We start from the raw sequence: 25,536 nt of genomic DNA, 5'->3' as shown, positions 1-25,536 counted from the left end.
TGAGGGCATGTGATGCGGCCGACCGATATTGCGATCTCGAATTATCGCTCCATTCGGCGGCTCACCATGCCCATTCAGCCGCTGTCGGTCTTCGTCGGCGAGAACGGTGTCGGCAAATCCAATCTCTACAAGTCCCTGTCGCTGCTGCGCGACGCGGCGACCGGCCGGATTACGCGCACAATCGCCGATGAAGGCGGATTGAACTCGGTCTGCTGGTCAGGGCTTCGCAGGCGCGGCGAGGGTGGACGGCTGCGGCTGGCGGCCAGATTCGAACACGTCAATTACGCGATCGAGCTCGGACATCCCGGCCCGGTCGAGGCGGCGTTTCCCGGCGAGCCGATGATCAAGTCCGAACGCATCGAGGCGATCCACGGTAAGCGGAAAGTCCTGATGATGGAGCGAACCAATTCACACGTCAGCGTCCGCGGCGAGAGCGGTGCCTGGAGCGAGCACAAGAATGCGGTGCTGCCGTCTGAAACCGCGCTCGCGGATTTCCTCGACGGCAAAGCGTGCCCCGAGATCGACCTGATCCGAAACGCGCTGCAGAGCTGGCGCTTCTATCACGATTTTCGCACTGATCCGGCGTCGCCGATCCGAAAGCCTTGTCTCGCGATCACGACGCCCTCGCTGAGCGCCGATGGCAACGACTTGGCTGCCGCCTTGGCAACGCTTAGCGCGATCAGGCAGGATGCAGTCGACCTGCAGGATGCGATCGAGGATGCGTTCCCGGGTGCCGAGCTCCGGGCCTGGGCGGACAACGGGCGGTGCGAATTCGAGCTGCAGCAAGCGGACGTGCCGCGTCCGTTCAAGGCGCACGAACTATCCGACGGCACGCTGAAATATATCTGCCTGCTCGCCGTGTTCATGGGCTATCGGCTGCCGCCGTTCATCGCGCTGAACGAACCCGAGACCAGCCTGCATCCATCGCTGCTGGCGCCATTGGCGAGGCTGATCGCCAAAGCGTCGCGTCGCGCCGACATCTGGATCGTCACCCATTCGGAACATCTGATGGAGGCACTGAGCAGCGAGAGCGCGGTCCCGCTGCGACGGGTGATCAAGGCGAAGGGCGCCACCACGATCGAGGGGCTGACGCTCGGTGGTGAATTTCGTGACGGCGACGACGACGAAGATGATGACGACGATTAGATCGCGCCGTCGCGCTATTGCCCGAGCGGCTTCAGGATCTTGATCAGCTCTCCGTGCACGAACTCGTTGCCGCAGACGACGTGGCCGGTCTGCAGCGGGTCGTCACTGCCCTGGATGCCGGAGACGGTGCCGCCGGCTTCCCGGACCATCAGCAGACCGGCTGCGACATCCCAGGACTGCAGATTGCGTTCCCAATAGCCGTCGAGGCGGCCGGCGGCGACGAAGGCGAGGTCGAGCGAGGCGGCGCCGAAGCGGCGGAAGCCTGCGACCTTGCTCTGCAGCGCGGCCATCTCCTGCAGCGCCAGCTGATGGTTGCCGCGGCCGATATGCGGCAGGCCGCAGGCGACCACGCATTCGTTGAGCTGGCGGCGGCCGGCGACGCGCAGCCGCTGGTCGTTGAGGAACGCGCCCTTGCCGCGCTCGGCAATGTAGAGCTCATCATTGGCGGGATTGTAGATCACGCCCGCGATGATCGTGTCTTCGCGCTGAAGTCCGATCGAGATTGCGAATTGCGGGATGCCGTGCAGGAAGTTGGTGGTGCCGTCCAGGGGATCGACGATCCAGGTGTGGCTCTTGTCGCTGCCTTCGCGCTTGCCGCCTTCCTCGCCAAGGAAGCCGTAACCGGGCCGGGCCTTTTCGAGGTCGGTGTAGAGCATCTCCTCGGCGCGCTTGTCGGCGAGCGAGACGAAATTCGCCGGGCCCTTCAGCGACACCTGGAGGTGTTCGATCTCGCCGAGGTCGCGCTTGAGGCTGCGGCCGGCGCGGCGCGCGGCCTTGACCATGACATTGATGAGGGCGGAGTAGAGCATGATGAAGGTTTTCTTTGCGATTGTGCTGGAGGGCCGGCCCAAGCGTGGTCCCGTCATCCTGAGGAGCGCGGAACGCGCGTCTCGAAGGATGAACGGCCACCAGCCGGGCCGTTCATCCTTCGAGGCTCGCTCCGCTCGCACCTCAGGATGACGGGGCGGGAGGAGAGCTGCCTTGGATTGCCGGACTGGGTGCCCTCTGGAGGCCGCCCCGTCAAGGCGTCATTTGACGTTGTTTCCGATCCATTTTCGCGCGGCTGCCTCGCCCTTGGCGCGGTCTTCCGGGCTCATATCGGCGAGAATGTCGTCGAGATCGGGGTCGCCTTTGCCGGCCGTCTTGGCGACCGTGTGCCATTTCAGCGCCTCGACCTTGTCGACCGGGGCGCCGGCGCCGGTCGCCAGCACATGTGCGAGGCGGTTTTGCGCGATCGCGCTGTTCTGCCGGGCCGCCTTGCGCAGCATCGCCACCGCCGCCGGCACGTTCCGCGGCGTGCCGCTGCCGTTGTAGAGCGCGATGGCATACTCGACCTCGGCATCGACATTGTCGGCCAGCGAGGCGGCCTGCAGCAGCCGGGCCGCCTTTTCGAGGTCCTTCGGCACGCCGGTGCCTTCCTTGTAGAAGGTCGCGAGCGCGTATTGCGCCTCGGGGCTGCCGGCGTCCGCGGCCATCCGCAACAGCTCGGCGGAGCGCTTGAGGTCCTGCGGCAGCGTTTGGCCGTCGAGATAGAGCAGCGCGAGATTATAGGCCGCCTTCGGCTCGCCGAGCTTGGCCGACGAGGCCAGCAGCTTGACCGCGGAATCCTTGTCCACCGCGCCGCCACGGCCCGCGATCCGCATCATCGCGAGCGCGAACATCGCCTCGCGGTCGCCGGCATCGGACGCTCGCTTGTACCAGTCGTCGGCCTTGACGTAGTCGCGCTTGACGCCGAGCCCGTTGGCATAGAGCTCGCCCAGCATCGTCATGGCCTTGGCATCGTTGCTGTTCTGGGCGCGCACCAGCGCCAGATCGAATGCGGTCTTGTACATGCCGCGCTGATAGGCGCCGTAGACGAGGTCGACATTGGGATCATCCGGCGTCGGGGTCGGCGAGGGCGTCGGGGTGGCCGTTGGTGTGGCGGCGGGCTTCGGCGCGGGCTTCTTCGCGACGGGCGCATGCACCTTCGGCTTCTCTTTCGGCGCCTCCTTCTTCGCGGGCGGCGGTGTCTGTGCCGGCGGCGTGATCGAGAGCTGCGCCATCGCACCGCTCGCCAACATCATGCAGCCGAGCGCAACACCTATCGGACGCAGGCGATTCATTCCGGCGTCATCCCTCGGCCTTGGCCTGGCCCAACGTGCCGGCATGCGCCTCTGCAATCGCTGCGCCGATCTCGGCAAGTGCGGCCTTGGCGCCGCGCGGATCGGACCAGATGAAATCTCCGACCAGCACGAAATCCGCGCCGGCCGCCGCGAACGCCTCGGCCTCCTCGCGCGAGGTCGCAAAGCCGACGCAGGGCGGCTCGAACAATTCGTCCCACCATTCCAGCCGCTCGGCGATCGCCTCAAGCGAGGGCCGTTGTCCGTTGGCGTCGGGCTCGCCGAACAGCACATAATCGGCGCCGGCTTCGCCCGCGGCCATGGAATCGTGGCGCGTCGCGAGCCCGCCGACGCCTGCGATGCGGTCGGGCTTCAGCGAAGGCATCGCTTCTTCCATCGCGGCGAGGCCGGTCAGATGTGCGCCGTCGGCGCCGGCGCGGGCCACGATGTCGGGATGGCCGTCGATCAGCAGCGCCGCACCCGCGTTCTGGATCGCAGGCGCCAGCGCCTTGATGCTGGAGATCATCCTGCGCGGATCGGTCTCGCGCAGCCGCACCAGAACGGCCGCGACATCGGCCGCAGCGAGCAGGTCGGCAAGCTCGGCCGCAAGCCGCGACGGCTCGTCGACCGGCGGAATTGCCAGATAGAGGCGCGGCGCCGGCCGCGGCGGAACGGGCTTGGTCGCCAACTATGCCGCCTGTTTCTCGAGGCCGGTTTCCCAATTGCCGGTGCTCGCCAGCCCGTTCATCCGGGCGCGATGCGAGAAGGCGCGCTGGCCCGCTGGGACGTTGTCTGATTTGCCGGACCACGCCTTCTGCGGCGCGGCTTGCAAGGCACGGCCATAGGAGAAGGTCAGCCGCCAAGGAAAATGGCCGATCTTGTTCATGGCGTCGAGATGCGCGGTCGCTTCCTCGTCGCTCTGTCCACCGGAGAGGAAGGCGATGCCGGGCACCGCGGCCGGTACGCAGCTCTTGAGCAGGCGGATGGTCTTCTCGGCGACTTCCTGCACCGACGCCTGCTTCGGGCATTTCTTGCCCGAGATAACCATGTTGGGCTTCAGGATCATGCCCTCGAGCGCGACGCGCTGCACCCGCAATTCCTGGAAGGTGCGGTTCAGCACGCGCTGCGTCACCTCATAGCAGCGGTCGATGTCGTGATCGCCGTCCATCAGCACCTCGGGCTCGACGATCGGGACGATCTGCGCGGCCTGGCACAGCGCGGCGTAGCGCGCCAGCGCATGCGCATTGACGCGGACTGCGGTCTGGGTCGGGATTCGCGGCCCGATATCGATCACGGCGCGCCACTTCGCAAAGCGCGCACCGCGCTCGTAGTATTTCTTCAGGCGTTCGGCGAGCTTGTCGAGGCCGACGGTGACGAGTTCGCCGGGGCAGTTCGGCAGCGCCTGGGTGCCTTCGTCGACCTTGATGCCGGGAATGCTGCCGGCCTGCTCGATCAGCTTGACCAGCGGCGTGCCGTCCTTGGCATTCTGCCAGATCGTCTCGTCGTAGAGGATGACGCCGGAGATGTACTTGCTCATCGCCTCCTGCGAGCGGAACAGCATCTCGCGATAGTCGCGGCGACTGTCTTCGGTCGAATCGACCTTGATGGCGTCGAAACGCTTCTTGATGGTGCCGGAGGATTCGTCGGCGGCGAGGATGCCCTTGCCCGGGGTGACCATGGCGAGCGCAATTTTGTTGAGGTCAGCGAGGTTCATCGGGGGCGTCCTCCGGAGCCATTGCCTTTGCAAACCAAAATAGGCGGTTCTCGGGCAAATGCCTAGAAAACGTTCGTCGCGGCCGATGTTTGTCGCAGCCGGCGATCAAGCCCAGGGACACCGTTTCCGACTGCGTCAGAATCGGTGTCCCGCCTTAATGATTCAGGCGAGAAGTTGTCAGGCGGTTTCTCAAGCAACCTTGGGATCGAGCGCGCCCGAAGCGTAGCGCTTGGCCATTTCCGCGGTGGTCAGCACCTTCTTGATCTTGCTGGCCTGGCCCGCGGTGTTGAACTCCTGCAGGCGCTGCTTGCACAGCTTGGTCATCGCCTCCATCGCGGGCTTCAGGTATTTGCGCGGATCGAACTCTTCCGGATTGTCCTTCAGCACCTTGCGGATCTGGCCGGTCATCGCCATCCGGTTGTCGGTGTCGATGTTGATCTTGCGCACGCCGTTCTTGATGCCGCGCTGGATCTCGGCGACCGGCACGCCCCAGGTCGGCTTCATCTTGCCGCCATTGGCATTGATGATCTCCTGTAGTTCCTGCGGCACCGACGAGGAGCCGTGCATCACGAGATGCGTGTTCGGCAGCTTGCGATGGATTTCCTCGATCACATTCATGGCGAGGATGTCGCCGTCCGGCTTGCGGGTGAACTTGTAGGCGCCATGCGAGGTGCCCATCGCGATCGCCAGCGCGTCGACCTTGGTTTCCTTGACGAACTTCACGGCCTCGTCGGGATTGGTCAGCAGCTGGTCATGCGACAGCTTGCCCTCGGCGCCGTGGCCGTCTTCCTTGTCGCCCATGCCGGTCTCGAGCGAGCCGAGCACGCCCAGCTCGCCTTCCACCGAGATGCCGCCGAGATGGGCCATGCCGGTCACCGTCTGGGTGACTCCGACATTGTAGTCCCAGTCGCCGGGGGTCTTGCCGTCGGCCTTCAGCGAGCCGTCCATCATGACCGAGGTGAAGCCGGCCTGGATCGCGGTCATGCAGGTCGCGGGTTCGTTGCCGTGGTCGAGATGCACGCAGACCGGGATCTGCGGATAGATCTCGGTGACGGCGTCCATCATGTGCTTGAGCATGACGTCGTTGGCGTAGGACCGCGCACCGCGCGAGGCCTGGATGATGACGGGCGCGTCGACCTCGGAGGCCGCGGCCATGATCGCCAGTGCCTGCTCCATGTTGTTGATGTTGAAGGCAGGTACGCCGTAATCATGCTCGGCCGCGTGATCGAGCAGTTGCCGCAATGTTATGCGAGCCATTCCATTTCTCCCTGTAATGCGCGTTCGCGGATGTGACCTAAATCAACGGTTTTTCAAAACTTCGACGCCCGGCAGCGGCTTGCCTTCCATCCATTCAAGAAACGCGCCGCCCGCGGTCGATACATAGGAAAAATCGCCGGCCACGCCCGCCTGGTTGAGCGCCGCGACGGTATCGCCGCCGCCGGCGACCGAGACCAGCTTCCTGGCTTTGGTGCGCTCGGCGGCATGCTTGGCCGACACCACGGTGCCGCGGTCGAACGGCGTCAGCTCGAAGGCGCCGAGCGGTCCGTTCCAGACCAGCGTCGCGGCATCGTCGATCGCGGCATGGATGCGCGCGATCGATTGCGGACCGACGTCGAGGATCATCCCGTCGGCCGGGATCGCGTCGAGGCCATAGGCGTGCGACGGCGCATTGGCGGCGAACTGGTTGGCGACAACAGCATCGACCGGCAGGATGATCGCGCAATTCGCCGCATTGGCCTTCTCCATGATCCGCAGCGCGGTCGGAGCGAGGTCCTTTTCGGCGAGCGACTTGCCGACGCCGATGCCCTGTGCGTGCAGGAAGGTGTTGGCCATGCCGCCGCCGATCACCAGTGCGTCGACCTTGTTCACGAGGTTTTCCAAGAGGTCGATCTTGGTCGAGACCTTGGCGCCGCCGATGATCGCGATCACGGGCTTGGTCGGTGCTTCCAGCGCCTTGCCGAGCGCGTCGAGCTCGGCCTGCATGGTGCGGCCGGCATAGGCCGGCAGCTTGTGACCGAGGCCTTCGGTCGAGGCGTGGGCGCGGTGCGCAGCGGAGAAGGCGTCGTTGACCCAGATGTCGCCGAGCTTGGCGAGTTCAGCGACGAAGCCGGCGTCGTTCTTTTCCTCTTCCTTGTGGAAGCGGGTGTTCTCGAGACAGAGGATGTCGCCGTCCTTGAGGGCCGCAACCGCGTTGGCGGCCGGCTCGCCGATGCAGTCCTCGGCGAAAGCGACCGGGCGCTTGATCACCTTCGACAGCGCCTCGGCGACCGGCTTCAGCGAGTCCTTGGGATCGCGGCCCTTGGGCCGGCCGAAATGGGCGAGCAGGATCACCTTGCCGCCCTTGTCGGAAATCTCGGTGATGGTGGGCGCAACGCGCTCGAGCCGTGTGGCGTCGGTGACGCGACCGCTTTCCATGGGAACGTTGAGGTCGACGCGCAGCAGCACGCGCTTGCCCTTCACGTTGACGTCGTCGAGGGTGCGGAACGATTTGGTCATGAGCGTTTCCTGTGCGGCCGGACACAGCCGTCCAGCGGACGGCGTCGCTTTCGCTTGCCGATGTCGCGGCCGTCGAGGTCGCGAATGCGGGGCAAACACGCAGATGCCCGGCGCTGGGCCGGGCATCACGGGTGGTCGGTGTTAGATCAGCTTGCCGATCGCAACGGCCGTGTCGGCCATGCGGTTCGAGAAGCCCCACTCATTGTCGTACCAGGCCATCACGCGCACCAGCGTGCCGTTCTGCACCTTGGTCTGGTCCATGTGGAAGGTGGCCGAGTGCGGATCGTGGTTGAAGTCGATCGAGACGTTCGGCGCGGTGGTGAAGCCGAGGATGCCCTTGAGCTGCTGCTCGGAGGCGCGCTTCATCGCCTCGTTGATTTCCTTGGCGTCGGTGGCGCGCTTGGCGACGATCTTCAGGTCGATCACCGAGACGTTCGGGGTCGGCACGCGGATCGAGACGCCGTCGAGCTTGCCCTTCAGTTCCGGCAGCACCAGGCCGATGGCCTTTGCCGCACCGGTCGAGGTCGGGATCATCGACATCGCCGCGGCGCGGCCGCGATAGAGATCCTTGTGCAGGGTGTCGAGCGTCGGCTGGTCGCCGGTATAGGCGTGGATCGTGGTCATGAAGCCGGTTTCGATGCCGACCGTCTCGTTCAACACCTTGGCAACCGGCGCGAGGCAGTTGGTGGTGCAGGAACCGTTGGAGACGACGAGCTGATCCTTGTTCAGCGTGTCGTGGTTGACGCCGTAGACGATGGTGGCGTCAGCGCCATCGGCCGGGGCCGAGACCAGCACGCGCCTGGCGCCGGCGGTGAGGTGCGCAGAGGCCTTGTCCTTGGCGGTGAAGATGCCGGTACATTCCAGCGCGATGTCGACGCCGAGGGCCTTCCACGGCAGCTTCGAGGGATCGCGCTCGGCCGAAACCTTGATCTTGTTGTCGCCGACGCTGATCGAATCGCCGTCGACAGTCACGGTGCCCGGAAAGCGGCCATGCACGGAATCGAAGCGCAGCAGGTGTGCGTTGGTCTCGACCGGGCCGAGGTCGTTGATGCCGACCACCTCGATGTCCTTGCGGCCGGACTCGGCGATGGCGCGCAACACATTGCGGCCGATACGCCCAAACCCGTTGATCGCGACGCGGATTGCCATGCTGTGTCTCCTCTAAAAGCTGCTGCCGGCCCCGTGGGAGGTGTCCCACGAGGGTTTTACGGCGGAACGTCCGGTTCAGCCGGACGCGAGCGGAAAAGATGGAGCTTTGGTAATCCTTTTTCGCGGCAAGCTCAACCTTCGACCGGCGGGTGTCAGGCCGGCGTCAGACGCGCTTCAGGGCAGCGTTAACGACGGCCTCCGCAGTAATGCCGAAATGCGGGAAAAGGTCCTTCGCCGGGGCGCTGGCGCCGAAACCGTGCATGCCGACGAATTCACCGTCGCGGCCGATCACGGCATCCCAGCCCCAGCGCACAGCGGCCTCGATCGCGATCTTGACCGGGGCGTTGCCGATAACGGCATTTTGCCGCTCGGCGGGCTGCGCCAGCAGCAATTCCAGCGACGGGACCGAGACGACCCGCGTCGCGATGCCGCGCCCAGCGAGCTGCTTCTGCGCCTCGACCGCGATCTGGACCTCGGAACCGGAGGCAAACAATGACACTTTTGCGTCGCCTTGCGCCGCGACCAGCTCGTAGGCGCCATGGCTGCACGGGTTGTCGTTCGGCGCCGTGGTGCGGAGCTGCGGCAGGTTCTGGCGGGTCAGCGCCAGCACGGTCGGCCCGTCGATCCGGTTGAGCGCGAGTTCCCAGCACTCGGCGGTCTCGACTGCGTCGCAGGGACGGAACACGCGCATGTTGGGCATCGCGCGCAACGCGGAGAGATGCTCGACCGGCTGGTGCGTCGGACCGTCTTCGCCGAGGCCGATCGAATCGTGGGTCATCACATAGACGACGCCGGTGCCCATCAGCGCCGACAGCCGCATCGCACCGCGCGCATAGTCGGTGAATACCAGGAAGGTGGCGCCGTTCGGCGCGAAGCCGCCATGCAGGAAGATGCCGTTGAGGCACGCCGCCATGCCGTGCTCGCGGATGCCGTAATGGATGAAGCGGCCCTTCGGGGTCTTGGCCGCGAACCCGACCGCCGACTTCGCCTTGTTGTTGTTGGAGCCGGTGAGGTCGGCGGAGCCGGCCACGAATTCCATCGGCATCGCGGCGGCGATCACTTCGATCGCGGCTTCCGACGACTTGCGGGTCGCGACGTTGAGCGGATTTTCCAGCAGGCCCTTCTTGAAGGCGCGCAGCCCCTTGGCGAGCGACTGCGGCCGCTCGTGACGCAGGCGGCGCTCGAACTCGGCGCGCTTGCGGTTGCCGAGCTGCGCGAACTGCTCGTCCCAGGCCTTGTGCTCGGCGGCGCCGCGGGCACCCGCCTCGCGCCAGGCCTTCAGCACGTCGTCGGGCACCGAGAACGGCTCGAGCGAGATGCCGAGCTTCTCCTTGGCACCCTTGAGCTCGGCGGCGCCGAGCGCCTCGCCATGCGCCTTGGCGGTGCCGGCCCTGGTCGGTGCGCCGAAGCCGATCGTGGTCTTGCAGGCGATCATCGAAGGCTTGCTGGATTTCTGCGCGCGGGTGATCGCAGCGGCGATCGCCTGCGGATCATGGCCGTCGATCAATTCGGCGGCCCAGCCGGCGGACTTGAAGCGCTTCACCTGGTCGACGGAATCGGAGATCGAGGTCGGGCCGTCGATCGAGATGCCGTTGTCGTCGTACAGCACGATCATCTTGTTGAGGCGCCAGTGGCCGGCGAGCGCGATCGCTTCCTGCGAGATGCCTTCCATCAGGTCGCCGTCGGAGGCGAGCACATAGGTGTGGTGGCTGACGATCTTCTTGCCGAACTCGGCAGCGAGCATCTTCTCGGCGAGCGCCATGCCGACCGCAGTGGCAATGCCCTGGCCGAGCGGGCCGGTGGTGGTCTCGATGCCCTTGGTGTGGAAGTTCTCCGGATGTCCCGGCGTCAGCGATCCGAGCTGGCGGAAACGCTTGATCTGGTCGAGCGTCATGTCCTTGTTGCCGGTGAGGTACAGCAACGCATAGAGCAGCATCGAGCCGTGGCCGGCCGAGAGCACGAAGCGGTCGCGATCGGGCCACGCCGTGTCGGCGGCATCGAATTTCAGGAATTTGGTGAACAGGACGGTCGCGATGTCGGCGGCGCCCATCGGCAGGCCCGGATGGCCGGAATTCGCCTTCTCGACGGCGTCCATGGCAAGGCCACGGATCGCATTGGCCATACGGGTGTGATCGACCTGCGTCATGATGAAAAGTCCGCCTGGAATGAGGAGCTGAAAGCTGGACGCATCGGGGCGGGCAGCCGCGATACGCGCGTGGATGGCCTTACGGGTTGGAGGGTGGATTAGCACCTCAATTCCGCAAGTCCAAGGCGATGAAACGCCCCAAAACGGGGAAAAGTTGCTCAAAACGGCCCAATTTCATTGAACGGTGCATAGTTCGGCGCCGCCGTTGCGCTCGGCTCGCTTGCCACGTAAATTTCATCCGCTAACCGCTTGCCGAACCGCCAGTTTTGCCGTGCGGCAGGCTTGTTTCCGGCAGGCTACCCCAGCCGACCAATTTGAAGGGTCCACACCGCGTGTCATGAGTGATCGTCTCGCCAACGGGTCTGGCAATACCGAGGCACCGCTCGCCGATATCGATGCTGCGACAAAGCGGCTGATGGCAGCGCTCGATGCGCTGGAGAGCTCCGTGGAGCGGCGCCGTGAGGCCGACCGCGACGAAAACGAATTGGCGAGCCGGATCCAGGCGCTCGGCGCCGATCGCTCCAGGCTTGCCGATGAGCTCGACGGATCGCTGGTGAAGACGCGCAAGCTCGAGCGCGTCAATCGCGACATCGCGGAAAAGCTCGACGCGGCGATCGGCACCATTCGCGCCGTGCTCGATGGCGGAGAAGGCAGATGAGCCACATCAACGTCACCATCAATGGCCGGCAATACCGGATGGCCTGCGAGGAGGGCCAGGAGGTGCGGCTCCTGAAGCTCGCGGAAAATCTCCAGCAGCGCGTCGAATCGCTGCGCGGCAAGTTCGGCGAGATCGGCGATGCGCGGCTGACCGTGATGGCGGCGCTCACCGCCTGCGACGAGCTGGTCGATGCCGGCGCGCGCATCCGCAGCCTCGAGGAAGAAGTCGAGCAGCTGCGCAATGCCCGCACAGCCGCCACCGACCGCGCCCGCGCGACCCAGACCGCGGTCTCCAATGCGCTCAACGCCGCCGCCGAGCGGATCGAGCGCACCACGCAGGTGCTCAACCGCACCATCGGCGGCGGCATCGCGATCGGCTGAAGTTCGCGGCAGCTTCACCTGCGGGGAGGACAGGCCGGACTGATATGATCGGACGTGGCCAGATGCGATCTATTTGCCTGCATCTGCCAACGATCGTCCGCCGGACCGAATGGGTGGCGCATCAGCGCTCCGGACGCACTGCGACCCGATATGTCGACGTGATATGAGCGCAAGGCTCAGGTTCGCCGTCGGAAGTCAGCCAGCATTCGAGATAATGCAGGCGGCCGCCGCGGCGCACGATGCGCGCCTCCGCGATCAAATCCGAAGCCCTGGCTGGCCGCAGGAAGGTGATGTTGAAGGCTGCCATCACCGGGATGACGTTTGCTCCGAGGGCCGCCAGAACGCAGCCGTACATCGTGGTGTCGGCAAGGCCCATCACCATCGGTCCCGAAAACACGCCGCCGCTGCCGTCTTGCCACAGCTCGGCTCCCATGAACGCCTGCTGATACGGAAGCCGGACACGGATCGCGTTCGGTCCGACGTTCTCGACGATCTCGCCGTGGTGGTCGATGCTCGGCAGATTTCGGATGATCGCCCGCCGCACCTGTTCGGCGTCCAGCAGAGGTTCAATGGAGCGTGCCGTCTCGTGTTCACGCATGGTGCTCTCCGGGAGAAACTCTAAACTATGCCTGGCGTCGGAAGTCCTCGGGGCCGCAGCGCCGACATGCGCTTGCCCAAGCCAAATAACAGTGTTATCCTCTGGAAACAGTGTTACATAACTGGCAAGGAGTCAATGTCTGCCGCGGCGCAAACCTATCAGCAGACCCTCGACCTTCATCGTCGTCGTGTGATCGTTGACGCCGCGCGTCGTGTATTTGAGACCACCGGCCTCGAGGGCGCGTCGATCAGGGCGATCGCGCAAATGGCCGGGTGCACGACCGGCGCGATCTACCCGCTGTTTCGATCGAAGGAGGAAGTATTCGCGGCGGCGCTGGGTGAATCGCTGTCGGCAGTCACTGAAGAAGTCAGGGCCGCGATGGACGGCATCGCCGTTCCCGCGAAATCGCTTCGACGGGGGACCCTTGCAATATACAAATATTACGACGCGCATCCGTCCGAGCTGACGCTGTCGCTCGTGCTGTTCAATGGGGACCGCAAGAAGAAGCTCGGGTCCGGATTGGATGAGGCCCTCAAGCGGCAACTGGACGCTCTGCTTGCTCTGCTCGCGGAGCAGGTCCGCAAGGCCACGGCGAAGCCGTTTCTGCCGATGGTCCGCATCGAGGCGACTGCGCTTATCACGCATCTGGTCGGGTTGCTCGTGCTCAAGCACGGGGGAAGGATCGACGTGCTTGGCAACAACGCGCCGGTTCTGCTCGCGCACTACACCAGGAACATGGTTGCGCGGCTGGGTGGCGGTGGCTGATTGAAGCGCCATTTCGGTCGGCGATCAGCCGGCGGGGCTGGCTTGGGGCGCCCGCTTCGTCCGGCGCCGCGACGGAGCGCACATTTTCCACTGCTGTGGAAGCCGAGTACGGCGCCGGCGCCCTGATTTGCGGAAGTCCGCCCCTTGCCGCTGGCGGAACCGGTACTTCGTCGCTACATTGGCCCTGCGAAGCTGCGTCGTGCGTCAGGAGCCATATATCCCCGGGGCCTTATCGATCCTTTAGGGAACTGTCCCTGGCCGGGTCCGTGGACCCGGACATATGGTGCCCACCTACTTTCGTAGGGAACTCCGGGATCGAGCGCTCCAACGGCCTCTGCGGCTTCGCACTGATTTTTGCTGTTGCCTTGTCGTCGCGCTGCGGCGGTTTGATTAGCAGTTTCCCCGCAATGGGTCTCGTCATCGGCTCGCCCGCTGGCAGGCTCCTCGCGGGGTGTCCAGTGCGCCGCGGCCTGGTCAAACGAATGCTAGCGTTTCTGAGTGCCGGCTCGTTCGCGTTTTGCGGACGATGACAGCGGAAGATGGATCATGCACGCAGCTCCATCGAAGGCCGAGCTTCGGGCGCTTGCTCTCGCCAAGCGCGACGCGCTGAGCGACGAGCAGCGCGCGACAGCCGCCGAAGCGCTCGCCAAGCGCGGCGCGCCGTTCGAGATCACGCAGGGCATGATCATCTCGGGCTATGCGCCGATCCGCAGCGAACTCGATCCCGCGCCGCTGATGAAGAAGCTTGCCGAAAAGGGTGCGCGGCTTGCGCTGCCCTGCATCAATGCGCGCGGCCAGTCGCTGACCTTCCGCAACTGGTCGCCGCAGGACCGGCTGATGCTCGGGCCGCTCGGCATTCCCGAGCCGTCGCCGGCCGCCGCCGAGGTGCATCCCGACGTGATGCTGGTGCCGCTCGCGGCATTCGACAAGCTCGGCCACCGCATCGGCTACGGCGCCGGCTATTACGACTATACCTTTGCACATCTGCGCAAGGCCAAGCATGTGATCGGGGTGGGGGTCGCCTTTGCTGCACAGGAAACCAAGGCCATTCCGGCGCTGTCGCACGACGTCCCGCTCGATTATGTGCTAACGGAGCGCAAGACGTTCGATTTCCGGAGTAGCTAGCCTTGCGTATTCTGTTCGTTGGTGACGTCGTCGGCAGGACCGGCCGCACCGCCATATCAGACCATCTTCCCGGCATGATCAAAGACTGGTCGCTCGATCTCGTCGTCGTCAACGGCGAGAACGCCGCCGGCGGCTTCGGCATCACCGAGGCGATCTACCAGGAGCTGCTCGACGCCGGCGCCGATGCGATCACGCTCGGCAACCATGCCTGGAATCAGAAGGAGGCGCTGGTCTTCATCGAGCGTGCGCCGCGCCTGATCCGGCCGCTGAATTTCCCGCGCCATTCGCCCGGTCGCGGCGCCACGCTGGTCGACACCAAGAGCGGCAAGCGCGCGCTGATCATCAACGCGATCGGCCGCGTCTTCATGGAGCCGTCCTCGAACGATCCGTTCAGTGCGATCGAGCGCGAGCTCGAGGCTTGCCCGCTGCGCGAGGGCTGTGACGCCATCGTGCTCGATTTCCATGCCGAGGCGACCTCCGAGAAGCAGGGCGTCGGCTTCTTCTGCGACGGCCGCGTCAGCCTCGTGGTCGGGACCCACACCCATGTGCCGACCGCCGACCACCAAGTGCTGCCCGGCGGCACCGCCTATATGAGCGATGCCGGCATGACCGGCGACTATGATTCGGTGATCGGCATGCAGAAGGAGGAGCCGCTGCAACGTTTCCTCACCGGCATTCCGTCCGGCCGTTTCGAGCCGGCCGGAGGCGTTGCGACGCTGAGCGGCGTCGCGGTCGAGACCGACGATGCGACCGGCCTTGCGGTCAAGGTCGCGCCGGTGCGTGCCGGCGGCCGGCTCGAGCCGGCGGTGCCGGGGTTCTGGACCTAGCGCCCGGATTGCGCTTCGCTGCATCCGGGCAAGTTATTTCGGAATAATAGAAAAATACTTCTGAGTTGCCCGACGTGTCAAGGGCAGTGTCGAGCGCCGGCAGCCGCCGGCTACTTTGCATGGGGTTGTTTTCCATATTTTGGCAGCGCACCCCGCCATCCCGGCGAGGGTTGGCCTAGCCCTGCCGAAAACCCATCCGGAACGCGCCCCAGTGGCGGCCGTTCACGACAATCGGCGACGAGACGTCCTTCATCAGCACGAAATTGCCGCCGCCCATGTCGCGGCGATAGGTCTGCAGCAGGAACGGCTTGGTGTTGGCCGCGACCTTGCTCACCGCGCGGTCGTTGAACAGCCGGCGGTTGCGGCAATTGGCGTTATTCCACACCGGGTCCGGTCCCTGCGGCAGCCGGTAGTTCGGATTGTGGGTCGGCAGATAGCCGCTGCGCGCCCAGGCGACGCAGAACACGATGCGCGGATCGGTCTTCTGGATCGGATCCTGGATCGCAGGCAGCACGCGGTCGGTGAAGCTGACATAGTCGGTCAGATACTGCTTCGGATTGGTGCCGGCGATCTCGCGATAATTCTCGTCCATCAATTGCGCGAGCGTGATCTCGCCGCTTGCGATGGCTTTCTCGAAGAGCTCCGAGATCTGTTTCGCGGTGTCGATCACGGCGCGGATCAGCGGCGCATCGCTGGTCTCGACGCCGCTGTCGGCGATGGTCACGATCAGGCTCTCGGACAGCTCGAGCAGCTTCGCGACGCGGCCGTCGGCGTGCTTGAGGTCGCGCGAGGAGAGATCGACGCCCTTGGCGAGCTCGTTTAGCTCCGCGATCACGGTGTCGCAATGCCCGAGATTGGAGGTCGCGGCGCGCGCCACGCTGCCGATCTCGGCGCCGACCGATGAAAAGCCCTCCTGCACGCGCATGATGATGCCCGATATCTGCTGGGCGCCTTCGCCGGCGCTCTTGGCGCGCAGCGAAGCGTCGCTGCTCTCGCCGATCAGGCTGCCGATCTGGCCGTCGAGATCGCGCACGGTGTCGGAAATCTGATGGGTCGCCTGGCGGGTCGCCTCGGCAAGGTTCTTCACCTCGCTCGCGACCACGGCAAAGCCCCGACCGGCATTGCCGGCGCGCGCGGCCTCGATCGTGGCGTTGAGCGCCAGCAGATTGGTCTGCTTGGCGATCGCCTCGATCGAACCGGAGACCTTGGCGACCTGGTTCAGCGCGGAGCCGACCGCGGCAAGCCGCGCCTCGATCCGTCCGACCGCTGCGACGAGTTCTGCGATATGGCTGACCGCCGTCTCGACCGCATGACGCGACTCCGCGATCTGGCCGACCGCGGCGGATGCAGTCGTCTGCACCGCCTGCGATGCATTGGCGATGTCGTGATTGGCCGAGACCATGATCTCGGCGGTCTCCTGCAAATGATGGAACCGCTCCGACTGGCTGGAGACACGGTTCGCCACCTCCTGGACGTTGCCGGCGATGTCGGCAAGCTCGACCCCGAGGCCGCCGATGCGGTCGGCAAGCTGGTCGACCAGCCGTTCGGCCAGCGTCCGGTTCGATGACGTATCCAGCACTGCAAGCTGCGCCGCCGACATGTCGCGTTTCCTCCGTTACAGCAGCCCGTCGCGCCGCTGCAGCATTCCCCATTCCGATCTAAAGCGTGATTCGCGCAGGCGGTCTTGCCTGAGCGTGCACTGCGAGGCCCCGATGGAGCGCAGCGAAATCCGGGGCCAATGTGCCAGTGGATCAGAATCCCGGATTGCGCTTCGCTCCATCCGGGCTACGAAACCATCAAAGCTTGTAGGCGGTGCGGAAGGCGCCCCAGTGCCGGCCGCGCACGCGGATCGGCACGTCGATCTCGCGCATCATCACGGTGGTGCCGTTACCCATGTCGCGCGCGTAGCTCTGAACCAGATAGGCGCGCTCACTGTGCGCGGCGGCGAGGCCCGCGGGATCGTTGAAGATGCGGCGATTGCGGCAATTGGCGCTGTTGTAGGCCACGTCGCCCGGCCGCTGCGGCTGCGAGTAGATCTTGTTGTGGACCGGCAGATAACCGTTGCGGTCGACCGTCGCGCAGAACGCCAGGCGCTTGTCTTTGGCGAGGAACGCCTCGAGCAGAGCGGGCAGCGCGCGATCCGCCCAATCCAGCATTTTGGTGCGGTGCTGCACCGGGTTGGTGCCTGCGATCTCGACATAGTCGGTGTCGAACATGTCAGCGATCGTGATCGCGCCGCTCGCCAGTCCGTTCTCGAATAGCCTGCTCAGCGCGCGGCCGGCTTCCATCGCCCGGGTGACGAGTTCGGCGTTCTCCTCGTGGATCGCCCACATCCGGTCTTCGATCTTTTCGCGCAATTCGGCGGTCGCGGCCTCGAAGCGCGCTTGCGTGCCGGCCTTGCTGCGGTCGCCGATCCTGATCCGGCAGGCGCCGACGTCCTGCAAGGTCGCGGTCAGCGTCTCATGGGTCGGCAGCTTCTCGGCATCGGGGCCCCCGATCAGGATGCCGTCCATCGCGATCTCGTAGACCGGCGCGGTGACGATGCCGCGCGCGGTCGTGATCTCGATTGTGAGGCTGCAGGGCAGGCGCTCGTTCTTGCGCGGATCGCCGCGCTCGTCCTGGCGCAGCAGCACCGCGCAGCGCGCCTTCAGCTTCTGGGCGAACGCGGTCACCGCCTTGCCGGCCTTCGCGACATTGTCGCCATGCGCGGCGGCTTCCTGGGTCGCCGAATCGATCTCGCCGGCGCTGGTGCCGACCGAGACGATGAAGTGGGAGGCGGAGGCCGCGTTCTGGCCCATCTCGCCGGTGATCTGGTTCTGCTCGGCGACGGCGCCGTTGACGTTCTCGAATACCGGACGGATCTTTTCGATCGCCTGCGAGATGCGGTGGACGGCGTCTGCCGATCCGGTGGCGTCCTTTTGCAACGCCTCGATCTTGCGGGTGATCTCTTCCGTCGCGCTCTGGGTCTGTACCGCGAGCGCCTTGACCTCGGTGGCGACCACCGCAAAGCCCTTGCCGGCCGCGCCGGCGCGCGCCGCTTCAATGGTCGAGTTGAGCGCCAGCAGCGTGGTCTGCCGCGCGATCTGCGCGATCAGATTGACGACATTGCCGATCGCGGCCGAGGATTCGCGCAGCCGATCGACATTGGCGGTGGCCTCGCGCGCCGCCGCCGCGGCGTCGTCGGCGAGCTGGCTCGCGCTGCGCACCTGCGCCCCGATGCCTTCGGCGGAATGGGTGAAGCGGTCGGCGGCTTCGGAGAACGTCGTCGCGGTGCTCTGCGCATCGCTGCTGCGGCCGGTCAGCGCGTCGGTGCGGGCGCGGATGGTCGCGAGCTTGGCTGCCGTCGCCTCGGCGCCGTCGGCCACCGAGCCCGCGGCGCGCTCAAGCTGGCGGATCATCGCCCCGAGCTCGAGTTCCAGCAGCTCCAGGATTTCCTTTGACGAATCCTTGGCCGAATCAGTCTCGGTCGAGGCTTCAGCCGCGGTCGGAACCTGCGCGGCGGCCGACGCAGCCGGCGCCGGCTCTTGCTTTCGAAACAAACCGAACGCCATGGGGGGCTCTTGGAAAGTTGCGGCGGGATGGGGCGATCCTCGCATCCGGGCATGAAGTCATGGTTAACAAGTGCCTCATATTCCGGCTTGCGGTAGTATTCTCGGGCCGGACGGCCCCTGCCGACCTTTGATTTTGACCGCCAGGGGCCTATAAGGCCGCGTTTTCCACCCCTGTTCAGACCCTACGCTCGAAGAGACGTCGCATGGCCGGCCATTCCCAATTCAAGAACATCATGCACCGCAAGGGCCGGCAGGATGCCCAGAAGTCGAAGCTTTTCGGCAAGCTGGCCCGCGAAATCACCGTGGCGGCCAAGCTCGGCACCCCGGACCCGGCGATGAACCCGCGGCTGCGCGCCGCTGTGGTCGCGGCCCGCGCCGAGAACATGCCCAAGGACAATATCGACCGCGCCATCAAGAAGGCGATCGGCGGTGAGGGCGAGAACTATGACGAGATCCGCTACGAGGGCTATGGCCCCGGCGGCGTCGCTGTCATCGTCGAGGCGCTGACCGACAACCGCAACCGCGCCGCCTCCGACATCCGCTCCTTCTTCACCAAGTCGGGCGGCAATCTCGGCGAAACCGGCTCGGTCGCCTTCATGTTCGACCACACCGGCATCATCGAATACGACGCCAAGGTCGCTTCCGACGACGCGATGCTGGATGCCGCGATCGAGGCCGGCGCCGATGACGTGGTCTCCAGCGAGGCAGGTCACGAGGTCTATGCCTCGCAGGACACCTTCCGCGAGGTCGCAAAGGCGCTGGAAACGAAGTTCGGCGAGCCGCGCAAGGCGGCGCTGACCTGGAAGCCGCAGAACACCGTCGCGGTCGACGACGAGACCGGCGAAAAGCTCTTGAAGCTGATGGACCTGCTCAACGAGCACGACGACGTGCAGAACGTATACGCCAATTTCGAGGTGTCCGACGCGCTGCTCGCGAAGATGGGCGGCTGACAGCCTCGTTGATGGTCTCAAACTCCGCTGTCATCGCCCGACTCGATCGGGCGATCCAGTATTCCAGAGACCGTCATCTGATCCGAGAGGCCGCGGGGTACTGGATCCCCCGCTTTCGCGGGGGATGACGAGCAAGGGCGGGATGATGAGCGGGGCCGACGGCGACCGCGGCAGGGGACGAACTTCCGTTTGTGTTTCGTTCTCGCAGGCTAGGCGGTATCACTTCCCCATGACATCGCAGCCGATTCGCTCTCCCGTCCGCATCATCGGTATCGATCCGGGTCTCCGCCGCACCGGCTGGGGCGTGATCGAGACCGAGGGCAACCGCCTGGTCTATATCGGCTGCGGTTCGGTCGAACCGCCGGAAGATCTGCCGCTGGCGAGCCGGCTGCTCGCAATCCATGAGGGGCTTGCCGCCGTGCTCGGCGACTACCGGCCGGCGGAGGCCGCGGTCGAGCAGACCTTCGTCAACAAGGACGGCGTTGCCACGCTGAAGCTCGGCCAGGCCCGGGGCGTCGCCATGCTGGCGCCCGCAATGTTCGGTATCTCGGTCGCCGAATACGCGCCGAACCAGGTCAAGAAGACCGTGGTCGGCGCCGGTCATGCCGAGAAGAACCAGATCCAGGTAATGCTCAAGATCCTGCTGCCGAAAGCCGAGCCGCCGTCCGCCGACGCCGCCGATGCGCTCGCGATTGCGATCACCCACGCCCATCACCGCCAGAGCATCGCGCTGCGCCTCAGGGTGGCGAACCTATGATCGGCAAGCTCAAGGGCCTGATCGATTCCTATGGCGAGGATTACGTGATCCTCGATGTCGGCGGCGTCGGTTATCAGGTGCATTGCGCGAGCCGCACGTTGCAGGCGCTGCCACAGCCGGGCGGGGCGGCCGTGCTTTCGATCGAGACCTATGTCCGCGAGGACCAGATCAAGCTGTTCGGCTTCCGCTCGGATCTCGAGCGCGAATGGTTTCGTCTGTTGCAGACCGTGCAGGGCGTCGGCGCCAAGGTCGCGCTCGCGGTGCTCAGCACGTTGCCGCCGACCGATCTCGCCAATGCCATTGCGCTGCGCGACAAGGCGGCGGTGGCGCGGACACCGGGGGTCGGGCCGAAGGTCGCCGAGCGCATCGTCAGCGAATTGAAGGACAAGGCGCCGGGCTTTGCCGATGTCGATCCCGCGGTGGTGCAGTTGTCCGGCGCGATCGACAGCAACCGCGCGCCGCGCCCGGTCACCGACGCGATCTCCGCGCTGGTCAATCTCGGCTACGGCCAGCCGCAGGCCGCCGCCGCCATCGCCGCCGCCTCGCGCAGCGCCGGCGAGAGCGCCGAGACCGCGCAGCTGATCCGGCTGGGGCTTAAGGAATTGTCGAAGTGAACCTGCGCTCGATATCGTGCATCATTCACGCTGGGCGCGTCACTGCGTTCCCTCCCCCCTTGCGGGGGAGGGTTAGGGAGGGGGGTGCCGCGGCGGCAGTCTTCGTGTGGCCCCCCTTCCCCAACCCCTCCCCACAAGGGGGAGGGGAGCCTAACCACCACCGACGTGGCTTGCGTTGTATTGGTCTGCGAACATGAACACGCCCTCGCGCATCGTCACGCCCGAACGCCGCTCCGACGATGTCGGCGACACCGCACTGCGTCCGCAGTCGCTGACGGAGTTCGTCGGCCAGGCGCAGGCGCGCAAGAATCTCTCGATCTTCATCGAGGCCGCCAAGAAGCGCGGCGAGGCGCTCGATCACGTGCTGTTCGTCGGGCCTCCGGGCCTCGGCAAGACCACGCTGGCGCAGATCGTCGCGCGCGAGCTCGGTGTCGGCTTCCGCGCCACCTCCGGTCCCGTGATCGCGAAGGCCGGCGACCTTGCGGCGCTGCTTACCAATCTGGAAGAGCGCGACGTGCTGTTCATCGACGAGATCCATCGCCTCAGCCCGGCGGTCGAGGAAGTGCTCTATCCCGCGATGGAGGATTTTCAGCTCGATTTGATCATCGGCGAAGGCCCTGCGGCGCGCTCGGTGAAGATCGAACTGTCGAAATTTACTCTCGTCGGCGCGACGACGCGCGCGGGCCTGCTCACCAATCCGTTGCGTGACCGCTTCGGCATTCCGATCCGGCTCAATTTCTACACGGTGGAAGAGCTGGAGAAGATCGTCACCCGCGGCGCCCGCGTGCTGAATATCGGCATGAGCCCCGACGGCGCCAATGAGATCGCGCGCCGCGCCCGCGGCACGCCGCGCATCGCCGGCCGCCTTTTGCGCCGCGTGCGCGACTTTGCTTCCGCAGCGGATGCCGACGCCATCGATCGCGGCATCGCCGACCGTGCGCTGAGCGCGCTCGAGGTCGACAGTGCCGGGTTAGACGCGATGGACCGGCGCTATCTCACCACCATCGCCTTGAACTATGGCGGCGGTCCGGTCGGCGTCGAGACCATGGCGGCGGCGCTGTCGGAGCCACGCGATGCGATCGAGGACATCATCGAGCCCTATCTGATCCAGTGCGGCTATTTGCAACGCACCCCGCGCGGAAGACTGCTGACCTCGCATGCCTTCCGCCATCTCGGCCTCGCCGAGCCGAACCGCGATCCCTCGCAGTTCGGCCTGTTCGGCGGCAATGGCGACGAGGATTGAGGCCCGCGCTCTCGAAGACGTGAAAAGACGTGTTGACGCAGCGCATCGCGCTGCGCGGTAACCTTGCCCGCTAACCATTGCGACGTCTCTGCAGGCCGTCTGCACAAACGCGGCCCAATTTCGCTCCAATCAAAGGGCCTATCATGGACCAGGCATCACCGATCAAGTGTCCATGATTTCACGTCGACATTTTCTGCGCACCGCCGGCGGATTGACCGCCGCCACCGCCTCGACCGCGGCCTATGGCCTGAGCGAGCCGGTCGTCCGTCTCACGCTGACGCGTTACGATCTGTCGCCGCGGCAATGGCCTCCAGACTTTCCGCTCAAGATCGCCGCGCTCGCCGACATTCACGCTTGCGATCCCTGGATGTCGCTCGATCGCATCGCAGAGATCGTCGAGCGCACCAATGCGCTGAACCCCGACGTCATCGTGCTGCTCGGCGATTATGTCGCCGGCCTGCGCCACGTCACCCGCTTCATTCCGGCCTCCGAATGGGCCGCGGTGCTCAAGGATCTGAAGGCGCCGCTCGGCGTGCACGCCGTGCTCGGCAATCACGATTACTGGGAAGACAAGACGGTGCAGCGCCTGGGGCAGGGCACACCCGTCGCGCGTCGTGCGCTGGAGCGCGCCGGCATTCCGGTCTACGAGAACGATGCGGTGCGGCTCACCAAGGATAGCCGTCCGTTCTGGCTCGCCGGTCTCGGCGACCAGCTCGCCTTTATGGCGGCGCGTCGCTACCGCGAGGTCCGGCGCATCGGGGTCGACGACCTCAACGCGACGCTTGCCAAAGTCACCGACGACGCGCCGGTGATCCTGCTCGCGCATGAGCCTGATGTGGCGCTCCGCGTGCCCTCGCGCGTCGCGCTGCAACTGTCCGGCCACACCCATGGCGGCCAGATCCGGCTGCTCGGCTGGTCGCCCGCGGTGCCGGTGAAGCACGGCATGCGGCTCGCCTATGGCCACATCAAGCTGAAATGCGACGTCGTCGTCTCCGGCGGCCTCGGCTGCAGCATCATGCCGTTCCGCCTCGGTGTGCCGCCCGAGATCGTGCAGGTCACGCTCGGCGCAAAGGGGCCGGTGGTGTCCTGATCGTCCAGGCCGTGTATTCATAAAGGCGCGGACGTTGGCGTTTGGGGATCAGGCTGCATGGGGAATTCCTCGAAACGCGGCATCCTTTTGCGAGGTAGGCACGTTCGTCACCCAAACGGGTGTCGTGCACCCATGCCGACCTCGGCGCGTGACAACAGCCGCCCGCTCCTGTAAAAACATTAAGCCCCGATGCCGCGGGAAGGAGGTGCCCTGTGAAACGCAGGATGACAGCCGTCCTGCTGGCGGATGTCGTTGGCTACAGTCGGCTCATGTCGACCGACGAGGACGCCACCCACGTAATGCTGTCCGAATGTTTCGGCGGCCTGATCGAACCCAAAATTTCCGAGCATGGTGGTCGCCTGATCCGATCGAGCGGCGATGGATTGCTTGTCGAATTCGACAGCGCTCTGGATGCCGTACGTTGCGGTATCGAAATTCAGCAGGAATTGAACCTGCGTAATGCCGGTGCTGCCCCCGAGCGCCGCTTCCAAATGCGCATCGGCGTAAATGCCGGTGACGTCATTTTCGACGAGCGCGATATCTACGGAAACAGCGTCAATATTGCAGCTCGGCTGGAGACTCTCGCCGAGCCAGGCGAGCTATTTGTTACCAATACCGTTCGCGATCAGCTCCTGGGTCATCCGGAACTCGCATTTGAGGACAGGGGCCGTCATCGGCTCAAGAACATCGACCCTCCGATTCAGGTCTATCGGGTCACGCGGGCCGAGGACCAAAACAAATCCCTCCTGGGGCGAATGCGCCTTGCCGCGCGCCGAGCTATCGCGCTTCCTCCGATGCGTCGTTCGGTGGCCGCAGCATTTGCAATCCTATTAGCCATCGCGATGTTTGCAGGCACAGTGCCGTTTTGGCATGGCCAAAAAGCGCAGTCTGCTCAAGCTTCCATCATGGTCATGCCGTTTCGCACCATGAGCAATGATCCGCAGGAGGGCTATTTCGCCGACGCGGTCACCGATGATCTAACCACGGACCTTTCCCGCTTGACAGATACTGTGGTGATTGCGCGTGCGACGGCTTTCACTTACAAGGGGAAAGATATCGACCCTCGACAGATCGGACTGGACTGCGACGTTCGATATCTCTTGGAAGGCAGCATCCGGAAAATCGGTACCAAGGTGCAAGCTAACGCGCATCTGGTAGATGCTCGCTCCGCCAGAGCTATTTGGGCGGATCAATTTGATACTGAGGTTACAGACCTTTTCGAATTGCAGGAAGTTGTAACGGGTCGAATCGCCTCGTCACTCGGACTTCAACTGGTCAAGGCCGAGAGTCGTCGACGTGATCGGTCGGGAGATTCCAATGCGATTGATATGAGGTTACGTGCCATGGCCATTCTCATTGACTCGGTTACTCCACAGCACAATCTTATCGCACGCAAGTATCTTCAAGATTCTCTGCAGCTCAGCCCGCAATCGGCCATCGCCTGGAGCCAACTGGCGGATGTCTTGATGCGTGACTATTTGAATCGCTGGAACGAAGCTGCTGGAACAGATTCCAACGCACGCATTGAGCTGCTGAACCAGGCCGAGCATGCGTTGCAACAGGCATTCAGTCTCGACCCGACCATTGCTCTGAGCCATATGGATGATGGCTTTATTCGCCGTGCGAAGGGGGATCATCAAGGAGCCCTGGACGCTTTCGAGCGGGCGCTTGCTCTCGATCCCAATCTTGCCCTCGCATATGCTCAGAAAGCCAATCAACTTGTCCTGACGGGGCGTTCCAAGGAAGCGCCTCCGCTGGTGTTGAAGGCGATCAGACTCAGTCCCCGCGATCCTGCGAGGAGCGTATTTTCCTGGGTCCTGGGGCGCGCGTACTTCGCGATGGGAAACTACGACGACGCAATTGTCTGGCTTCGGAGAGCGGTTGAGGAGAGACGCACGGTTTGGTTCAGTCGGGCGCATTTGGTGAGCGCCTTTGCGCTGGCCGGAAAGCAAACCGAAGCGGTCGACGCGTTGAATGATTTCAACGGCGCCCTGCCGGGGTACACACTGGCGCGTATCCGCGACATCTATTCCCAGGAAATTCCAAATCAGCATCTAGCGTTTCAGGGTACGTTGAATGAACTCTTCAAGGGATTGCAGCAGGCGGGGATGAAATAGTCGCAGTCGATCGACAAGGTCGGCTCATGGGTACTCATTCCGCTCGCGGCGCTACGGGCGCCGTCCAGCGCAGCACCCGAGGGATGATTGCGGATAAGGTGCCGGGCGGAC

At 64.9% G+C, this 25,536-nt stretch carries 23 protein-coding genes and 1 other RNA gene; 13 read left to right on the top strand and 11 right to left on the bottom strand.

Annotated elements, in window-relative coordinates; translation table 11 throughout:
- Positions 1-12 precede the first annotated feature (12 nt).
- Positions 13-1,146: an AAA family ATPase gene (locus ACE103_RS37915; protein ID WP_375777156.1), complete on the top strand. Its 1,134-nt coding sequence runs from the start codon at positions 13-15 to the stop codon at positions 1,144-1,146.
- 14 nt (positions 1,147-1,160) lie between these two features.
- Here ACE103_RS37915 and ACE103_RS37910 read toward each other — a convergent pair whose 3' ends face one another.
- The 8 genes from ACE103_RS37910 to tkt all read right to left on the bottom strand — a co-directional run bounded on the left by ACE103_RS37910 (position 1,161) and on the right by tkt (position 10,750).
- Positions 1,161-1,955: an inositol monophosphatase family protein gene (locus ACE103_RS37910; protein ID WP_223966777.1), complete on the bottom strand. Its 795-nt coding sequence runs from the start codon at positions 1,953-1,955 to the stop codon at positions 1,161-1,163.
- A 219-nt stretch (positions 1,956-2,174) separates the two neighbouring features.
- Positions 2,175-3,248, bottom strand: coding sequence for a tetratricopeptide repeat protein (locus ACE103_RS37905; protein ID WP_375777155.1), 1,074 nt, complete (start codon positions 3,246-3,248; stop codon positions 2,175-2,177).
- A gap of 7 nt (positions 3,249-3,255) precedes the next feature.
- On the bottom strand, positions 3,256-3,933 hold the full coding sequence (locus ACE103_RS37900) for a thiamine phosphate synthase (protein WP_375777154.1): 678 nt from the start codon (positions 3,931-3,933) through the stop codon (positions 3,256-3,258).
- On the bottom strand, positions 3,934-4,959 hold the full coding sequence (locus ACE103_RS37895; RefSeq protein ID WP_375777153.1) for a class I fructose-bisphosphate aldolase: 1,026 nt from the start codon (positions 4,957-4,959) through the stop codon (positions 3,934-3,936).
- Between the two features lie 189 nt (positions 4,960-5,148).
- Positions 5,149-6,216: a class II fructose-bisphosphate aldolase gene (gene fba / locus ACE103_RS37890; RefSeq protein ID WP_375777152.1), complete on the bottom strand. Its 1,068-nt coding sequence runs from the start codon at positions 6,214-6,216 to the stop codon at positions 5,149-5,151.
- A 42-nt stretch (positions 6,217-6,258) separates the two neighbouring features.
- Positions 6,259-7,455: a phosphoglycerate kinase gene (locus ACE103_RS37885; RefSeq protein WP_375777151.1), complete on the bottom strand. Its 1,197-nt coding sequence runs from the start codon at positions 7,453-7,455 to the stop codon at positions 6,259-6,261.
- 141 nt (positions 7,456-7,596) lie between these two features.
- Positions 7,597-8,604 carry a type I glyceraldehyde-3-phosphate dehydrogenase gene (gene gap, locus ACE103_RS37880; RefSeq protein WP_223966782.1) on the bottom strand — a complete coding sequence of 336 codons (1,008 nt, stop codon included), beginning with the start codon at positions 8,602-8,604 and terminating at the stop codon, positions 7,597-7,599.
- A gap of 163 nt (positions 8,605-8,767) precedes the next feature.
- Positions 8,768-10,750, bottom strand: coding sequence for a transketolase (gene tkt / locus ACE103_RS37875; protein WP_375777150.1), 1,983 nt, complete (start codon positions 10,748-10,750; stop codon positions 8,768-8,770).
- Positions 10,751-11,087: 337 nt separating this feature from the next.
- On the opposite strand from tkt, the gene ACE103_RS37870 reads away from it, so the two are divergent.
- A complete protein-coding gene (locus tag ACE103_RS37870) occupies positions 11,088-11,408 on the top strand; it encodes a DUF4164 domain-containing protein (protein ID WP_223966784.1) in 321 nt (106 codons plus the stop codon).
- Positions 11,405-11,788: a cell division protein ZapA gene (locus tag ACE103_RS37865; RefSeq protein WP_092123645.1), complete on the top strand. Its 384-nt coding sequence runs from the start codon at positions 11,405-11,407 to the stop codon at positions 11,786-11,788. Before ACE103_RS37870 ends, ACE103_RS37865 begins: the two co-directional genes overlap by 4 nt.
- 121 nt (positions 11,789-11,909) lie before the next feature.
- On the opposite strand, the gene ACE103_RS37860 is transcribed toward ACE103_RS37865, so the two are convergent.
- Positions 11,910-12,386: a PaaI family thioesterase gene (locus ACE103_RS37860; protein WP_375777149.1), complete on the bottom strand. Its 477-nt coding sequence runs from the start codon at positions 12,384-12,386 to the stop codon at positions 11,910-11,912.
- A gap of 135 nt (positions 12,387-12,521) precedes the next feature.
- Between ACE103_RS37860 and ACE103_RS37855 the strand changes: the two genes are divergently transcribed.
- The 4 genes from ACE103_RS37855 to ACE103_RS37840 all read left to right on the top strand — a co-directional run bounded on the left by ACE103_RS37855 (position 12,522) and on the right by ACE103_RS37840 (position 15,103).
- Positions 12,522-13,151 (top strand): TetR/AcrR family transcriptional regulator, encoded by a 630-nt coding sequence (locus tag ACE103_RS37855; RefSeq protein WP_375777148.1) that lies wholly within the window; start codon positions 12,522-12,524, stop codon positions 13,149-13,151.
- 186 nt (positions 13,152-13,337) lie between these two features.
- A non-coding RNA gene (gene ssrS / locus ACE103_RS37850) (6S RNA) lies at positions 13,338-13,498 on the top strand.
- A gap of 199 nt (positions 13,499-13,697) precedes the next feature.
- Positions 13,698-14,276: a 5-formyltetrahydrofolate cyclo-ligase gene (locus tag ACE103_RS37845; RefSeq protein WP_375777147.1), complete on the top strand. Its 579-nt coding sequence runs from the start codon at positions 13,698-13,700 to the stop codon at positions 14,274-14,276.
- Positions 14,277-14,278: 2 nt separating this feature from the next.
- On the top strand, positions 14,279-15,103 hold the full coding sequence (locus ACE103_RS37840) for a TIGR00282 family metallophosphoesterase (protein ID WP_092123653.1): 825 nt from the start codon (positions 14,279-14,281) through the stop codon (positions 15,101-15,103).
- Between the two features lie 175 nt (positions 15,104-15,278).
- On the opposite strand, the gene ACE103_RS37835 is transcribed toward ACE103_RS37840, so the two are convergent.
- Together ACE103_RS37835 and ACE103_RS37830 are read right to left on the bottom strand one after the other, a co-directional pair.
- Positions 15,279-16,703, bottom strand: coding sequence for a methyl-accepting chemotaxis protein (locus ACE103_RS37835; RefSeq protein ID WP_375777146.1), 1,425 nt, complete (start codon positions 16,701-16,703; stop codon positions 15,279-15,281).
- A 196-nt stretch (positions 16,704-16,899) separates the two neighbouring features.
- Positions 16,900-18,654, bottom strand: a complete 1,755-nt coding sequence (locus ACE103_RS37830; protein WP_375777145.1) for a methyl-accepting chemotaxis protein — start codon at positions 18,652-18,654, stop codon at positions 16,900-16,902.
- A 203-nt stretch (positions 18,655-18,857) separates the two neighbouring features.
- Between ACE103_RS37830 and ACE103_RS37825 the strand changes: the two genes are divergently transcribed.
- The 6 genes from ACE103_RS37825 to ACE103_RS37800 all read left to right on the top strand — a co-directional run bounded on the left by ACE103_RS37825 (position 18,858) and on the right by ACE103_RS37800 (position 25,425).
- Complete coding sequence (locus tag ACE103_RS37825) at positions 18,858-19,604, top strand: YebC/PmpR family DNA-binding transcriptional regulator (RefSeq protein ID WP_223966791.1); 747 nt, start codon at positions 18,858-18,860, stop codon at positions 19,602-19,604.
- A 229-nt stretch (positions 19,605-19,833) separates the two neighbouring features.
- Positions 19,834-20,361: a crossover junction endodeoxyribonuclease RuvC gene (ruvC, locus tag ACE103_RS37820; RefSeq protein ID WP_375777144.1), complete on the top strand. Its 528-nt coding sequence runs from the start codon at positions 19,834-19,836 to the stop codon at positions 20,359-20,361.
- Positions 20,358-20,975 (top strand): Holliday junction branch migration protein RuvA, encoded by a 618-nt coding sequence (gene ruvA, locus ACE103_RS37815; RefSeq protein ID WP_375777143.1) that lies wholly within the window; start codon positions 20,358-20,360, stop codon positions 20,973-20,975. Before ruvC ends, ruvA begins: the two co-directional genes overlap by 4 nt.
- A gap of 193 nt (positions 20,976-21,168) precedes the next feature.
- A complete protein-coding gene (gene ruvB, locus ACE103_RS37810; protein WP_212313983.1) occupies positions 21,169-22,218 on the top strand; it encodes a Holliday junction branch migration DNA helicase RuvB in 1,050 nt (349 codons plus the stop codon).
- Between the two features lie 172 nt (positions 22,219-22,390).
- Positions 22,391-23,308 carry a metallophosphoesterase gene (locus tag ACE103_RS37805; RefSeq protein WP_375777142.1) on the top strand — a complete coding sequence of 306 codons (918 nt, stop codon included), beginning with the start codon at positions 22,391-22,393 and terminating at the stop codon, positions 23,306-23,308.
- Positions 23,309-23,532: 224 nt separating this feature from the next.
- On the top strand, positions 23,533-25,425 hold the full coding sequence (locus tag ACE103_RS37800) for an adenylate/guanylate cyclase domain-containing protein (RefSeq protein ID WP_375777141.1): 1,893 nt from the start codon (positions 23,533-23,535) through the stop codon (positions 25,423-25,425).
- Positions 25,426-25,536: the final 111 nt, after the last annotated feature.

The organism is Bradyrhizobium sp. ma5, assembly GCF_042258955.1.
Classification (GTDB): Bacteria; Pseudomonadota; Alphaproteobacteria; order Rhizobiales; family Xanthobacteraceae; genus Bradyrhizobium.
Note: the sequence above shows the minus strand (reverse complement) of the source record. Positions and strands in the feature narration are given on the sequence as shown.

Bases quoted from the DNA above. Each gene is read 5' to 3' on its own strand.
- ACE103_RS37855 (WP_375777148.1), top strand. From the start codon at position 12,522: ATGTCTGCCGCGGCGCAAACCTATCAGCAGACCCTCGACCTTCATCGT.
- ACE103_RS37860 (WP_375777149.1), bottom strand. From the start codon at position 12,386: ATGCGTGAACACGAGACGGCACGCTCCATTGAACCTCTGCTGGACGCC.
- ACE103_RS37905 (WP_375777155.1), bottom strand. From the start codon at position 3,248: ATGAATCGCCTGCGTCCGATAGGTGTTGCGCTCGGCTGCATGATGTTG.
- ACE103_RS37865 (WP_092123645.1), top strand. From the start codon at position 11,405: ATGAGCCACATCAACGTCACCATCAATGGCCGGCAATACCGGATGGCC.
- ACE103_RS37845 (WP_375777147.1), top strand. From the start codon at position 13,698: ATGCACGCAGCTCCATCGAAGGCCGAGCTTCGGGCGCTTGCTCTCGCC.
- ACE103_RS37885 (WP_375777151.1), bottom strand. From the start codon at position 7,455: ATGACCAAATCGTTCCGCACCCTCGACGACGTCAACGTGAAGGGCAAG.
- gap (WP_223966782.1), bottom strand. From the start codon at position 8,604: ATGGCAATCCGCGTCGCGATCAACGGGTTTGGGCGTATCGGCCGCAAT.
- tkt (WP_375777150.1), bottom strand. From the start codon at position 10,750: ATGACGCAGGTCGATCACACCCGTATGGCCAATGCGATCCGTGGCCTT.
- fba (WP_375777152.1), bottom strand. From the start codon at position 6,216: ATGGCTCGCATAACATTGCGGCAACTGCTCGATCACGCGGCCGAGCAT.
- ACE103_RS37915 (WP_375777156.1), top strand. From the start codon at position 13: ATGCGGCCGACCGATATTGCGATCTCGAATTATCGCTCCATTCGGCGG.
- ACE103_RS37835 (WP_375777146.1), bottom strand. From the start codon at position 16,703: ATGTCGGCGGCGCAGCTTGCAGTGCTGGATACGTCATCGAACCGGACG.
- ruvB (WP_212313983.1), top strand. From the start codon at position 21,169: ATGAACACGCCCTCGCGCATCGTCACGCCCGAACGCCGCTCCGACGAT.
- ruvA (WP_375777143.1), top strand. From the start codon at position 20,358: ATGATCGGCAAGCTCAAGGGCCTGATCGATTCCTATGGCGAGGATTAC.
- ACE103_RS37830 (WP_375777145.1), bottom strand. From the start codon at position 18,654: ATGGCGTTCGGTTTGTTTCGAAAGCAAGAGCCGGCGCCGGCTGCGTCG.
- ACE103_RS37825 (WP_223966791.1), top strand. From the start codon at position 18,858: ATGGCCGGCCATTCCCAATTCAAGAACATCATGCACCGCAAGGGCCGG.
- ruvC (WP_375777144.1), top strand. From the start codon at position 19,834: ATGACATCGCAGCCGATTCGCTCTCCCGTCCGCATCATCGGTATCGAT.
- ACE103_RS37910 (WP_223966777.1), bottom strand. From the start codon at position 1,955: ATGCTCTACTCCGCCCTCATCAATGTCATGGTCAAGGCCGCGCGCCGC.
- ACE103_RS37800 (WP_375777141.1), top strand. From the start codon at position 23,533: ATGACAGCCGTCCTGCTGGCGGATGTCGTTGGCTACAGTCGGCTCATG.
- ACE103_RS37805 (WP_375777142.1), top strand. From the start codon at position 22,391: ATGATTTCACGTCGACATTTTCTGCGCACCGCCGGCGGATTGACCGCC.
- ACE103_RS37895 (WP_375777153.1), bottom strand. From the start codon at position 4,959: ATGAACCTCGCTGACCTCAACAAAATTGCGCTCGCCATGGTCACCCCG.
- ACE103_RS37870 (WP_223966784.1), top strand. From the start codon at position 11,088: ATGAGTGATCGTCTCGCCAACGGGTCTGGCAATACCGAGGCACCGCTC.